Origin of the sequence: Sorangium sp. So ce1504 (genome assembly GCF_051521635.1) — a bacterium.
Taxonomy (GTDB): Bacteria; Myxococcota_A; Polyangia; order Polyangiales; family Polyangiaceae; genus Sorangium; species Sorangium cellulosum_B.
In genome coordinates this window covers 4606425-4620382 of the sequence record NZ_CP150365.1, presented here as the reverse complement: position 1 = coordinate 4620382, position 13958 = coordinate 4606425, and the positions used below count along the sequence as shown (strand labels likewise).

The 13958-nt window shown below is 75.0% G+C and carries 8 protein-coding genes; 6 read left to right on the top strand and 2 right to left on the bottom strand.

Annotated features, from left to right (window positions below; all coding sequences use genetic code 11):
* The first annotated feature begins 225 nt into the window (after positions 1-225).
* The 3 genes from WMF39_RS17395 to WMF39_RS17385 all read left to right on the top strand — a co-directional run bounded on the left by WMF39_RS17395 (position 226) and on the right by WMF39_RS17385 (position 6427).
* Positions 226-4353, top strand: a complete 4128-nt coding sequence (locus WMF39_RS17395) for a serine/threonine-protein kinase (protein ID WP_437746611.1) — start codon at positions 226-228, stop codon at positions 4351-4353.
* A 33-nt stretch (positions 4354-4386) separates the two neighbouring features.
* Positions 4387-5124, top strand: coding sequence for an OmpH family outer membrane protein (locus WMF39_RS17390; RefSeq protein WP_437746610.1), 738 nt, complete (start codon positions 4387-4389; stop codon positions 5122-5124).
* A gap of 121 nt (positions 5125-5245) precedes the next feature.
* A complete protein-coding gene (locus WMF39_RS17385; RefSeq protein ID WP_437746609.1) occupies positions 5246-6427 on the top strand; it encodes a hypothetical protein in 1182 nt (393 codons plus the stop codon).
* Between the two features lie 30 nt (positions 6428-6457).
* On the opposite strand, the gene WMF39_RS17380 is transcribed toward WMF39_RS17385, so the two are convergent.
* Positions 6458-7552: a hypothetical protein gene (locus tag WMF39_RS17380; RefSeq protein ID WP_437746608.1), complete on the bottom strand. Its 1095-nt coding sequence runs from the start codon at positions 7550-7552 to the stop codon at positions 6458-6460.
* A gap of 38 nt (positions 7553-7590) precedes the next feature.
* Complete coding sequence (locus WMF39_RS17375; protein ID WP_437746607.1) at positions 7591-9702, bottom strand: hypothetical protein; 2112 nt, start codon at positions 9700-9702, stop codon at positions 7591-7593.
* 64 nt (positions 9703-9766) lie between these two features.
* On the opposite strand from WMF39_RS17375, the gene WMF39_RS17370 reads away from it, so the two are divergent.
* The 3 genes from WMF39_RS17370 to WMF39_RS17360 all read left to right on the top strand — a co-directional run bounded on the left by WMF39_RS17370 (position 9767) and on the right by WMF39_RS17360 (position 13919).
* Complete coding sequence (locus tag WMF39_RS17370) at positions 9767-10219, top strand: hypothetical protein (RefSeq protein WP_437746606.1); 453 nt, start codon at positions 9767-9769, stop codon at positions 10217-10219.
* Positions 10220-10292: 73 nt separating this feature from the next.
* Positions 10293-11933, top strand: coding sequence for a hypothetical protein (locus WMF39_RS17365; protein WP_437746605.1), 1641 nt, complete (start codon positions 10293-10295; stop codon positions 11931-11933).
* Between the two features lie 237 nt (positions 11934-12170).
* On the top strand, positions 12171-13919 hold the full coding sequence (locus WMF39_RS17360; RefSeq protein ID WP_437746604.1) for a glycoside hydrolase family 43 protein: 1749 nt from the start codon (positions 12171-12173) through the stop codon (positions 13917-13919).
* Positions 13920-13958: the final 39 nt, after the last annotated feature.

Below are 13958 nucleotides of genomic sequence, written 5' to 3'. Positions count from 1 at the left end.
AGGCCCCGCGCGGGCAGGAGGATGGTGCGGACGGCGCGGCGGCTGGCTGGAATTTTCGAGCGCCGTGCCCCGATCGCGCCGCTCGTGGCGGCGCTACGCTGCGGAGCAGCACGACGATGGCGCGCGATTCGGGCTTCGGCCCAGGTCGCCCGCCGGCGCTGCGCGCCGCGCAGAGCGCCTTCTCGCTGGCATGAAGACGCGAGGTTCGCGTAGCCTATCCGGACGGTGCTCCCGGAGTTCACCGACCCGACCGACCGCTTCATGATCGAAGCCCGCAGCCGAAGCGGCGGCATGGGTGATATTTTCAAGGGCACGGATCAGACCACCGGCGCCCCGGTCGCGCTCAAGATCCTGCGCGCCGCCGCGTCGCACCAGGAGCGCGCCCGCTTCGCGCGCGAGATCTCGATCCTCGCCGATCTGCGGCACCCCAACATCGTTCAGTACGTCGCGCACGGCACCTGGCTCGACGGGCGCCTCTTCTTCGCGATGGAGTGGCTGGACGGCGAGGATCTAGGGCAGCGCCAGCGGCGCGCTCCGCTCGGCCTGCGCGACTCGGTGGAGGTCGTCCGGCGCAGCGCCGCCGCGATGGCCGCCATCCACGCCCGCGGCGTCGTGCACCGCGACCTCAAGCTCTCCAACATCTTCCTCGTCCGCGGCAAGGGCACCGCGATCAAGCTGATCGACTTCGGCGTCGTGAAGCTCGCGGTCCCGGACGACTGCCCCACCGAGCGCGGCACGATCATCGGCACCCCGCATTTCATGGCGCCCGAGCAGGCGCGCGGCGAGGCGGTCGACGCGCGGGCCGACGTGTACTCGCTGGGCGCCGTCCTGTTCCGCCTGGTCACGGGCAGGAACGTGTTCGAGACCGAGAACGCGATCGCGCTGCTCAGCCGCCTCGTTGTCGAGGACCCCCCGCGCTCGCAGCAGATCCGCTTCGACGTGCCCGAGGCCCTCGACGAGGTGCTCGCGCGCGCCATCGCCCGCGATCGCGAGCAGCGGTACGAGAACGGCGGCGAGCTGGCGCGCGCGCTCGCGCGGGTCGGGGAGCTGAGCAACGATCCCCCCGCGACCGACAGGTCCGCCTCGATCGTCCGGCGCGCGGCCGCGCAGGAGATGATGCCGAGGCCCGGCGGGCCGGGCGACGAGCGGCCGCAGGTGCGGCTCGCCAACAGCGAGCGGCGCGTGGTCGCCTGCGCGCTCTTCGAGCTGGGCGCCGGCCCGCTCCGCCCCGCGGTGGACGCCGCGCTCCGCGAGGTCCTCGGCGACGACCCGCGGTTCGAGCCGCTCCCCGACGGGAGGCTCGCCGCGGCGCTCGGGGTGGAGCGCTCGCGGGGCGACGAGGCGGCGCGCGCCGCGCGGGCGGCGCTGACCGTGGCCCGATCGACGCCGGGCGCGCGGGCCTCGGTCGCGGTCGGGCACGCCGTCCGCGGCAGGGCGAGCCTCGCCGGCGAGGCGCTCGATCGCGCTGCGCAGCAGCTGGAGTACGCGGCGCCCGGCGCGGTCCGGATCGACGCCCACGCGATCGCGGCGCTGGAGGGGCGGTTCGTGGTCCAGGAGGACGCGCGCGGCGGCGTGCTCGTCCACGAGGACGCCGCCGGCTTCGACGCGCGCAAGCTCGCCGGGCTTTCCACGGCGATCCTCGGGCGCGAGCACGAGCTCGCAAGGCTCCAGGGCATCTTCAGCGCGATCGCCGAGGACGGCGCGCCGCGCGCGGCGCTCGTGACGGGCCCCGCCGGCATCGGCAAGAGCCGCGTCCGCGCCGAGCTGATCCAGCACCTCGAGACGGCGCCGCACGCGCCGATCATCCTGCTCTGCCGCGGCGACGCGATGAGCCAGGGCGCTGGCCTCACGACGCTGGGCCGCGCCCTGCGCGCGCTCATGGGCATCCGCGACGGCGAGCGCCTCGAGGACCAGGTGCAGAAGGTGAGCGCCCACGTGGCGATGCGCCTGGCCCGCCCGCTCCGCTTCCTCGCCGGCTTCATCGGGGAGCTCGCCGGCGTGCCCTTCCCCGACGAGGGCAACGAGCCGCTGCGCGCGGCCCGCGAGAGCCCGCAGCTCATGGAATCGCGCACGCGGATGGCGGTGGAGGCGTTCTTCCGCTCGAAGTCCGAGACCACGCCGCAGATCCTGGTCATCGAGGACATGCACTGGGCCGACAGCACCACGGTCGAGCTCGTCGACTGGCTGCTCGGCTGCGCCGATCTCCGCTTCGGGGTCTTCGCCTTCGCGCGGCCCGAGCTCTCCGCCCGGTTCCCGTCGCTGTGGGAGCACCGCGACGTGACCCGCGTGACGCTCCCGCCGCTGTCCCCAGAGGCCGCGGATCGGCTCGCGGCGAGCGCCCTCCCGCAGGCCGACCCGGCCACGCGCGGCGCCATCGTCCAGCGCGCCGGCGGCTACGGCCTCTTCCTGGAGGAGCTCATCCGGTCCGCCGCGGAGGGGCGCGACGGCGTGCCGCTCAGTGTGCAGGCCCTGGTGCAGGCCCGCGTCGACCGCATGTCGAGCGGGGTGCGCGGGGCGCTGCGCGCCGCGTCCGTCTTCGGCCAGGTCTTCTGGACGGCGGGCGTCGCGGCGCTGCTCGAGCGCGCCGTGGGCGCGGAGCTCGCCGAGCTGGAGGCGGGCGAGATGATCGCGCGCCAGCTGGAGCCGCGGGTCCCGGGGCAGGTGCAGTGGACGTTCCGGCAGGCGGTCGTGCGCGACGCGGCGTACGCGTCGATCCTCGAGGAAGACCGCGCCGCGCTCCACCTCGCCGCGGCCGCCTGGCTCGAGTCCGCGGGCGTCGATCCGGGGCTGATCGCGCGCCACGCCGAGACGGGCGGCGACAAGGCGCGGGCGGCGCTGCTCTACGCGCGCGCGACGCGGGACCCGGCGGCGAGCGGCGCGGAGCTCGACGAGGCGCTCGAGCTCGCGACGCGCGGGCTCGCCTGCGGGGCCGAGGGGACCACGCGCGCCGCGCTCCTGGTCCGCCGGGCGGAGCTCCTCGAGCTCCTCGGCCGCCTCGACGAGGCGCTCGACGCCGCGGAGCAGGCGTCGCGCCTCGCGCTGCCCGGCTCGGATCTGTGGGGCGAGGCGCAGGTCGTCGCGGTGACCTGCATGATCGAGGCGGGCCAGGGCGCCGAGGGCGACGCGCGCGCCGCGTCCGCGCTCTCTCCGCAGTTCGCGGCGGCGCTCTCGCCGTCGATCCGCGCGAAGCTCCTCGCGTCGCGCGTCCGCGCCCTGGCGGCGCTGGGCCGGCCCGCCGAGGCGCTCCGCGCCGCGCACGCGGCGATGGAGGCCGCGCGCAGGAGCGGCTCGACCGACGCGCTCCTCCACGCCCGGGAGGCCCACCTGGCCGCGCTGATGCACGCCGGCGATCTGGCCGCCGCGGCCTCTCTGGGCGCGTCGCTCGTCGCGGACGCCGACGGGGCCGGCGACGCCGTCATCGCGGCAAGGGCCCGCCTGAACACCGGCTCGGCGCTGAACCAGCTCGGCCTGTTCGAGGAGGCGCAGGCGCTGCTCGAGCGCGCGCTGCTCGACGCGCGGAGCCGGAAGCTCCGGGCGATCGAGGGGTTCGCGCTCCACAACCTCGGGATGTCGTACGCGCGGCTCGGCAACATCGAGGAGGGCGTCGCGCTCGAGCGCCAGGCGAGCGGGATCGCCGACGCGTGCCAGATCTCCCGCCTCAGGTTCGCCGGCCGGCTGTACGAGGCGCTCTTCCTCGTCTGGCGCGGCGCCCCCGGCGACCACGCGACCGCCCACGCCGTCGCGCGCTGGCTCTGCGAGGAGGCGGCGCACCACGCGGCCGCGCTGCAGGCGATGGCGAGCTTCGCGATGGCGCGCGTCCAGCTGGCGCGCCGCGAGCTCAGGGCCGCGGTCGACGCGGCGCGCGAGGCGTCGCGCCACCTCGCGGGTGGGCCCATCGAGGAGTGGAGCGACGCGATCCGCGTCACGCTCGTCGAGGCCCTCCTCGCGATCGGGGACGAGCGCGAGGCGAACGCCGCGCTCGACGCCGCGTTCTCCGCCCTGGCCGCGCGCGTCGAGGCCCTGCGGGATCCCCGCCAGCGCGACGCGTTCCTTCGGGGGAACGACGACGTCGGGCGTCTGATCGCCCTCGCTCGAGAGCGCCTCGGCCGGTCGCTGCCCTCGACGTCGCGGCCGCCGCACGCGGCGGACCCGTCCGCCCAGCGGGCCGCCGGGGCGCCGTCACGGAGCAAGGTCGCGAAGACCGCCGGCGCCTTGGGACGGAAGGAGCGCGCCGAGGCGCCGAGCAACAACGATCCGGCAGCGCACCGCAGCGCGAGCCCTGCGCAGAGCAAGGACGCGCACCCGGAGGGCGCGGCGGCGGCAGCGCACGAGAAGGGCGCGCCACGTTCTTGACGTTGGGTGGCCGGGTAGCTAAGGCCATCCGCGATGCGAAACAACGCTCCTGAGCGGCTCGTCGCGCGCAGTTCCACGTTCTCCACCCCTGCGCGTCCGGCCGGCGCGAGCCAGGGTGCTGCGCTGGCAGCCCGCCCGACCTCGGGCCGGTGGCTCACGGCGCGCGTCCTGCCGCTGCTCGCGGCCGCGGCGCTCGGCAGCGCGGCGCTGCTGTCGCCCGCGCCCGCGTCCGCGCAGTCGAAGATCGCCGTCGTCGACGTGCGCCGCGCCATGCTGGAGACCGAGGAAGGGCTCCGCGTCCAGGCGACGCTCAAGAAGCTGTTCGACAGCCGCCAGGTGGAGCTCGACACGAAGCGCCGCGCGCTCGACGACGAGCGGGACAAGCTCGACAAGGAGGCCCAGGCGGGCAAGACGCCGAAGGACGTCCTCCAGCGCAGGTTCGAGACCTGGCAGCGCCAGGCCGCCGAGTTCCAGGCGACGACGCTCGACGCCCAGCGCGAGATGCAGCGCAAGGAGAGCGAGCTCACGACGCCGATGCTGCAGAAGGTGCTCGGCCTCCTCCGGCGCCTCGCGGCGCAGGAGGGTTACGACCTCATCCTCGACAAGTCGGCCGTTCCCTACTACCGCGCCGATCTCGAGCTCACCGATCGCGCGATCCAGATGTACAACAGCGGGCAGGCCGGCGAGGCGCCGCCCGCGAAGGGCGCGCCCCCGGCCAAGGGCGCGCCGCCCGCCGCCCCGGCGAAGCCGGCCGCGCCCGCCAAGAAGTAGCCGCGCAGCGTACGTCACTCGCGGGGCGCTCGTGGCTCACGCCGCGCGGCGCGATATCCTCTGGGCGGGGGCACGGAGCGCGAACGGGCGCTGCGCGGCCACCTGGCACGGAGGTGGTTCGGTGGGCTCTTTTCTCGTCGGCCGGGGAGCGCACCTCACGGCCTGCATCGGGCTCGGCGCCGCAGGCGCCCTGGCCGCTCCCGCCGCCTGCCTGTACCCCGAGTACACCTTCGATGAGCCCGAGCCTTCCGGCGGCACCGGGGCCATCAGCAGCTCCAGCGGGGACGGGGCGGAGGACTGCGCGAACGGCGCCGACGACGACGGCGACGGCCAGATCGACTGCGCCGATCCCGCGTGCGGCGATTTCGTGTGCACGGCGGCCGTGCCGGAGGGCTGGAGCGGCTACTTCGCGCTGTTCGACGGTGAGCCCGCGATGGACCCGGGCTGCCCAACCGAGTTCGCTGCGGGGCCGCCGTTCGTCGGAAACCGAAGCCTGTCCGCGCCGCCGGCGAGCTGCACGTGCTCGTGCGGTCCCGCGGAGGGGCAAGCCTGCGACCCGGTGGACGGGATCACGATCACCGTCGCGGACGCGCCTTGCGGGTCGGAGCCGCACTGCCTCTTCCCGCTCGCGACGCCCGGCTGGGCGGCCCAGGTGTGCAGGGGCCCCGACGGAGTCTTCAGCGACAGGCTGACCTGCGGGCCGAGCAGCAACGCGGAGTGCTCGGCGACCACCGGCGCACCGTGCGCCGTGTCGGTCAGCGTGAGCCCGCTCGCGGCCTCCGGCGGCGAGTGCGCGCCGAGCGCCGTGCAGGTGCAGAGGCCGGACCCGCGGTGGACACGCCTCGGCCGCGCGTGCGCCGCGGCCGAGCCGCTCGGCCGGGGCTGCAACCTCGGCCAGGTCTGCGCGCCGAAGCCGGCCGCGCCGTTCGAGGGCGGCCTCTGCATCGCCAGGGACGGCGACGCCGCCTGCCCGCCGGGCCCCTACACGGAGCGGCGCGTCTTCTTCACCGACATCGAGGACAGCCGCGGCTGCGACGACGACTGCGCGTGCGGCGCGCCGTCGGGCGGGACGTGCCCGACGACCGTCGCCCTCTACTCCGACGTGCAGCTGCACACCTGCGCGATGCAGGTGACGGAGCTGCCTGCGGGCAGCTGCGTGGACCTCGAGGACAACCCTTCCGTCGTGGGCCGCAAGGTGACGTCGCTCGGCGCGCCCACCGGCGGCGCGTGCCGGCCGAGCGGCGGCACGCCCAGCGGAGAGGCCCGCGGCGCGAGCCCGCGGACGTTCTGCTGCCGCCCCTGATGCGCCCGGCGGCCCGGAGGGCGCCCGGCCTCAGAAGCTGCCGGCGACGCTGAGGCCCGCGAGGTCGGCGCCAGGCGCCTGCGGCAGGACCTCCGCGCGGCGGACGCCCGCGCGGGCGCGCCGCCCGGCCGCGGCAGCGGCTGCGCGGGCGCTCGCGTCCGGCGCGGCCGCGGCCGCGCTGCCGCTCATCACGAGCAGCGTGATCCCCGCAGCGACGCCGGCGACACCGAGCCCGATCGCCGCCTCGGCGACGCCCGTGTAGAGCCGGCCTCGATCGGCGACGGGCCTCGCGGAAGGAGGGCAACTCCTGTCGCCGCCGCACAGCGCGTCGAGATCGCTCAGCGTACCGGCGCGGAGGCCGAGGAAGACCCCACCCACGGCGCCGCTCGCGATCCCGGCGCCGAGCACGGCGAGGCCCGGCACCTTCGACGGACGCGTCGCCGGCAGGCGCGCCAGTGTGGCCCTCGGCGGCACCTCCACGGGCGCGCCTCCCGGCGACGCGCTCGCGGGCCGCGACGCCGCCGGCGGATCGGCGATCGCGATCTCCACGGTCTTCGCGTCCCGCTCCGCGAGCGTGACGGTCTCCCGCGCCGCCTCGCGATCGCCGACCCGGGCCGAGACCACGTGGGGCCCTGGATCGACGGGGATGTCGGCGCTGATCTCCGAGGCGCCGAGCGCGGCGCCGTCGAGCAGGATCGTGGCGGTGAGCGCCCCCGCGCCCCGGCGGATCGCGAGCCGCGGGATGCGCGCCTCGAGATCCTCGATCCGCGCGCCGACGTTCGCGCTGACGTCGTTCGCCCGGGGGTCCCCGTCGGCCGCGGCCGCGGCGATGCGGTAGTTGCCGAGCGCCGAGACGAGCTTGCCGAGCCGCGCCTCGCACTCCGCGATGTTGAACAGCACCTGCGGCGTCCGCCGCACGCTCGCGACCGCATGGAACTTCGCGAGCGCCGCGGCGCAGTGGTTCGCTGCGCTGAGCGCGACCCCCTCCTGGAAGAGCGCCCGCGCCTCCGCGAGCTCCTCCTTGGACTGGGCCCGCGCCGAGGGCGGCGCGATCAGCGCGGCGCCGAGCGCCGAGGCCGAGATGACCTGCCGCCAGCTGATCCTCCGAAGTCCGCGTCGCTCCATGCATCCCCCCTCGCGAGCACCGCCTCTTCGCGCTCGGTTTACCCTACGCGCCGGCGGGGCCGCGTCCAGCGGCCCGGGGCGCCGGAGGCGCGCGCCGCGATCGGCCGCCAGGCCTGGATCGCCTCCTCCTGCGCCACCACGAAGTCGTGCGGATCGAAGCGCACGAAGTGCCCGGTGCGGAGGATCAGCTCGCGCTGGAGCAGCCGGCGCTCGCCCGGGGTGACCCGCCCCGTGTCCAGCTCGTCGAGCACGACGTCGGGTGTGTAGGGGCGCCCGCGGCGGTAGCGCGCGCTCATGTCCCAGCCCTGGCAGCGCTCGCGCCAGAAGGCCCGCCAGCGCGCGGCGTCCACCGTGGGCTGCTCCGCCATCTCCGGCGCCGGCGCCTCGGGCAGGTCGTTGGGATCGCTGACCAGCTGCGCGAGCTTGAGGTCGCGAGGCTCGCCCACGTCGGGCTCGGGCGGATCGGCGACGAAGATCTCCTCGTCCTCCACCGCGACCTCCTCCCACATCCCCGCGCCGGTGATCCGCTCCAGCGCGTAGGCCGCGGCGAGCTTCACGTCCCCGTCCACGTCGCGCTCGAGCAGGTCGATGAGCAGCGGCACCGCGGCGGCCGCGCCGGCCCAGCCCACGGCGAAGATCAGGCCGCGCCGCGGCGCCTCGGCGACGCGCGAGGCGAGCAGCCGCGCGTCGGCGTCGTCGCCCGCGAGCGCGAGCAGGAGCGCCGCGGCGTCCGCGCCGTCGGCCTCCTCCAGCGCGCCGCGCAGCGCGAGCGGGGCGTGCGGGTGATCCGAGAGCGCCATGGCCGTCCAGGCGGCCTCGCGGAGCGCCGGGTCCGGCGCCGCGGTCGACGCGAGCGCCCGCTGGATCAGCTCGGGCAAGCGGGGGCCCGGCGTGCAGCCGAGGTGGTGGAGCGCGCACGCCGCCACGGGGGCCTCGTCGTCCGACGCTGCCGCGACGAGCTCGTCCTCGGTCGCGAAGCCGCGGTAGGCGAGCACGTCGATCGCCATCGCGCGGACCAGCGGCTCGGGCTCGCGGAGCAGGCTGCGGAGCGCGAGCGGCAGGAGCTCGTGCGGGACCAGCTTCAGGGCAGCGCCGAGCGCGTCGATGAACGCCCTGTCCTTGCCGCTCCGGAGCAGCGCGAGCTCGGCCGCGGCGAGCGCGTCGCGGCCGGCGAAGCAGCCGAGCACCATCGCGCTCGCGAACGCGACGCTCGCGTCCTTCACGGGCGCGTCGGCCACGAGCCGCGGCACGTGCTCGAGCGCCGGCGCCCCGATCGCCGCGATCACGTCGATGGCCGCGAGCATGCGCCGCTCGAGGATCAGCGCCCCGCGGAAGGGATCGCCGAGCAGCGGCGCCCGCTGCATGCCGACCATCGCGACCTCCTCGAAGCACTCGCGGGCGCGGGCGCGGAGGAAGGCGAGATCGTCGATCGCGTCGCCGATCTCAAGCGCGAAGCCCGGCGGCACGGGGCGCGCAGCTCCCTCGTCCGGGCGCGCCGCGGGCGGCCGCACCTCCGCCGCCGCGGGGAGCGCGCCGGGCGCGGGCGCCTGCTGCTTCAGCGCCTCGACGGCGGCCTCGAGCTCCTCGAACGTCCGCGGCCGCGGGATCGGCGGCGGGGGCTTCGCGACGAGCTCGGCCGGGGGCGGCTCCGGGACCTTGAGCAGCGGCGCGAGCGACGCCCGCTGGACCGCGTGCAACCGCGGCCGGTCGCGGCTCGCCAGGATCGGCGGCAGGTCGAGCGGCGGCGCCGGCGGCACGAGGGCGAGCCGCGCCGCCGCTTGCTCGAGCCAGCCGCGCGCGCCCCGGAGCAGCTCGTCCACCGCTGCGAAGCCGGCGTCGAGCCCGATCGCCTGCCCGATCCGCGCGGCGATCTCGTCGGTCTCCGCCAGGGCGGCGCGCACGGCGCCGAGGGGCTCGGCGCGGCCGTCGAAGGCGTCGTAGATCGCGCCGAGGGCGCGCTCCAGGGCGCGCGCGGGCCCGGTCAGGTCGGTCACGGGCTCGACGTCGTGCTCGAGCGACAGCGCCGCGCGGCGGAGCGCGGCGTGCGCGTTCTCGAGCTTGTCGTGGGCGAGCAGGTCCGTGCCGGCGGGCGCGGAGGGCTGCCCCTCCTGACCGCCGGGCGCGACGAAGGGCAGGTATGAGAAGGACACGCGCCATGAATACACCTGCGCGAAGGAGGCCCCAAGACGCGCGCTGAGGTAGCCTGGCCGGACGATGAAGGAACCTCCGCAGAGCGCGCAGGGCGTCGATGACGTCGTGGCGTACGCGACGCTCGCCGCCCGGCTCGCGGACCCGAGCGCCGACCGCGCGGCGCTCCTCGCGGCACACGGGCTCGACGAGGCCGGCTGGGAGGCGCTCGACGACGCCTGGCAGGCGCGGCTCTCCGAGGCGGACGACGACGACAGCGAGGAGGCGGGCGTGCCGCCGCTCGTCGTCGCTTTCGCCGAGACGTTCGCCAGGGTCCAGCGCGCCCGCTCGAAGGGCGAGCTGTCGTTCGAGCGTTTCCTCGAAGCGGCTCGCGCGATGAAGCGCGGCACCGACATGGCGACGGTGCTGAGCCGTCTGGATCTGACGCTCGAGGACTACCTGAGCGCGCAGCAGCGATGGACCGCGGCGATGCTCGAGGACGACGCGCTCATGGCGCGGTTTCAGCGGGCGATGAGGTAACCGGGACGGCCGCGAGGGGACATCGGCCGGGCCGCCGCGGCGCGCCGGCCGGCGGCGGCGAGGGGGTATGTTCGTGGACATGGTGGAGCGCGACGAGGAGGTCCGATCGATCCGGCTCGAGGAGCTCGCCGCCGTGGCCGGGGCCCTCGAGGCGGGCCTGCCGCGCGACGAGGTGCTCTCCGGCGCTGGGCTCTCGGCCGCCGCGTGGGAGGCGGCGCGGGAGCGGTGGATGTCCAGGCTCGCCGCGCAGGCCGCGCGCGGGCAGCTGCGATCGAGCCGCCGGTACATGGAGCTCGTCGCCGCGCACAAGCGCCGCGCCGAGGAGAAGGCGCGGGGCGCGCGCAGGAAGCTGGAAGGGCCGATGCCGGTGGCGCCTGCTGCGCGCATCGCCCCGCTGCAGGGGGCGCCTCTCGATGGGGCGACGCCGCCGCCCGCCACGGCCGTGGGCGCCGCAGCCGTGGGCGCCGCGGCCGTGGGCGACGAGGGGGCTGCGCGATCTCCCTGGGCCAGGCTGAATGCCGCCACGCCGCTGCCCGGAGTCGTGCAGCCTTCGCCGTTGCCGCCGGCCGTGCCTTCGCCGTTGCCGCCGGCCGTGCCTTCGCCGTCGCTGCTGCCGGCGGTGCCGTCGCCGTCGCCGCCCCTGCCAAGCCTGGAGCGGCCATCGACGGCGCCGCGAGCCCGCATGACGCTCCTCGGCACGACGCCCCTCCCGGGCCGGGATGCGCTGCCGTTCCGTCAAGACGTGTCCACCGCGCCCGCGGTCGAGGGGACGAGTGCGCCACCGGCAGACAGCCCGGAGATGGAGATGACGGCCATCGGCACGGTCGGCTCGCTGGGGGCCGACAGAGCCTTGCCCTTTTCCGGCACGGCCCCGTTACCTCCGCTCGATGCCGCTCTGCCCTTCTCGCGACCGGCCCCTGTGCCTCCGGCCGACAACGCATTGCCCTTCTCGCGACCGGCCCCTGCGCCTCCGGCCGACAACGCATTGCCCTTCTCGCGACCGGCCTCCTCGCCGCCCGCCGCCAATCCCCTGCCCTTCTCGCAACCGGCCCCTGCGCCGCCGGCCGACAACGCCTTGCCTTTCTCGCGACCGGCCTCCTCGCCGCCCGCCGCCAATCCCCTGCCCTTCTCGCAACCGGCCCCTGTGCCGCCGGCCGACAACGCCCTGCCTTTCTCGCGACCGGCCTCCTCGCCGCCCGCCGACAACGCCCTGCCCTTCTCTCGCCCAGCCTCCTCGCCGCCCGTCGACAACGCCCTGCCGTTCTCGCGACCGACCCCCTCGCCGCCCGCCGACAACGCCCTGCCCTTCGCTCGTCCGGGCCAATCACCTGCGCCATCGAGGCCCGCCAGGGGGGAGATCGCTCCGCAACCGCCCCAGATCCCGACGGGGCGCTGGGCCCTGCCCTTCCTTCAGCCAAGCGCCGCCGAGCCGTCCGCGAGCCCGACGCCCGCGGAGCCCGCCGCGCAAGCGCACGCCGGCATGGAGGACGACGAGACGATGCGCCGCGTGGAGCGCATCTCCCTCGCGCGGTACGCGCGCCTGTGCGCCGACCTGCGCGACCATCCGAATCACATCCCGCAGATCCAGAGCCACTATGGGTTGACCCCGCAGAGCTGGGTCGCGCTGCACAGGATCTGGCATGAGCGCCTCGAGGCCGATCCGGCGCTCAAGGCGCAGTGGCAGGCGCTCATCGACCAGAGCGCCACGAGCTGAGGATACCCGCGATCGAGTCGGGCGCCGCTCAGCGCCGGCGTCGAGAGGTGCCGAGGCTCACCGCGCGCCGGATTTTGATTGACATCGGCCATGTGAACGTTCACATTTTACCCCCAGGGATATCCTTTCGCTTCGCCCTGGAAGCCTGCGCTCGGGACCTCGCCTGTACCAGTTCGGGGGCGAAGCGCCGCCCGAGCGGCCATGATCAAGGGCTCTGGACCAACAGGTAAGGTGAACATGCGTCGCTCACGTACATTGGCGAGATCGGCTTGTTGCGGGTTCGCGCTCACCTCGGTCGGGCTCGTCGCGAGCCCTTCCGCGCTGGCCGATTACCCCATCGCCTCACACCGCTACCTCGCCGACCCGGCCTCGCTGGTGCACGACGGGCGAGTCTACCTCTACGCCTCGAACGACGACGACAACGTCAAACAGGACGGCTCGGACGACGGCTACAAGATGGCCTCGTTCGTGGCGGTCTCGAGCAGCGACCTGAAGAACTGGACCGATCACGGTGAGGTGCTGCGCGTGCCCAGCGGCGCGTCCTGGGCGAGCTTCGCGTGGGCCCCGGCGGTCGTGGAGCGCAACGGCACCATCTACGTGTACTTCGGCAACAACGCGAACGGCATCGGCGTCGCCTCGAGCACCAGCCCGACCGGACCGTTCAAGGACGCGAAGGGCAGCGCCCTGGTGACCTCGAACACGCCCGGCGCCTCGGGCAACAACATGTGGCTCTTCGATCCGGGCGTCTTCGTCGACGACGACGGCCAGGCGTACCTCTACTTCGGCGGCAACGGCGAGCAGAACGCGCGCATCATCAAGCTGAATAACGACATGGTGAGCGTCTCGGGTTCGGCCATCGCGCTCACGGTCCCGTACTTCTTCGAGGCGTCCTGGATGCACAAGCGCAACGGCGTTTACTATCTGTCGTACTCGACAAACACCGCCAACGGCCTACGGATCGATTACCTCACGAGCACGAGCCCCACGTCCGGCTTCACCCACCGTGGCACGGCGGGGCCCCAGCCGCCGAAGAACAACAACAACAACCACGCGGCGATCTTCGAGTTTGGCGGCTCCTGGTATCACGCCTACCACAATCGCTCCGTCGCCACCGATGCCGGAGAGCCTACAACCTATCGCCGGAACATCGCGCTCGAGACGCTCACCTACAAAGACGACGGCTCGATCGTGCCGGTGACCTACACGACGGACGGGCTCAAGCAGCTCGCGAACCTCGACCCCTACGCGCGCGTCGAAGCCGAGACCTTCAACGCGCAGAGCGGCATCGAGACGGAGCGCTGCGAGGAGGGCGGGATGGACCTCTCGTTCATCAACAACGGAGACTGGGTGCGCCTCCGCGGGGTCGACTTCGGCGAAGGGGCGGAGAGCTTCAGCGCGCGCGTCGCGAGCGGCGCGGAGGGGGGCAGCATCGAGCTCCGCCTGGATGCGCGCGACGGCAAGCTCGTGGGCACCTGCGCGGTAGGGGCGACGGGGGGCTGGCAGAAGTGGAGCGACGTGTCGTGTGCGGTCGACGGCGCCACAGGCGTGCACGATCTCTATCTCGTCTTCACCGGCGGCGGGTCGAACCTCTTCAACATGAACTTCTGGCAGTTCTCGCCCGTCGGGGGCGAGGGCGCCGGCGGGGGTGGCACGGGGGGAAGCACGAGCGGCGGTGGCGACGGCAGCGTCAGCGGCGTCGGCGGCGGAAACGGCAGTGCCGTCAGCGTCGGCTCCGGCTCCGGCTCCGGAGGAGCGCCCTCGACGGGTACGGCCACGGGTGGGGGATCCCCCAGCTCAACGTCGGCCGCCCAGGCGTCGTCGGGGGGCACATCCGGCGGGGAGTCGGGCGATCCGGCTGGTTGTAGCTGTCGCGCGGCGAGCCGCGCGCCGTCCGGAGGTGCCCTCGCGCTGACAGCGCTGCTCGCGGCGTCCCTGGGGCTCCGGCAGCGCGGCCGGAGGGGGCGTCGTCCGGGAGTGACGAGCTGAATCGGTAACCCAGGCGGCGATGGGCACATCGCCGCCGGC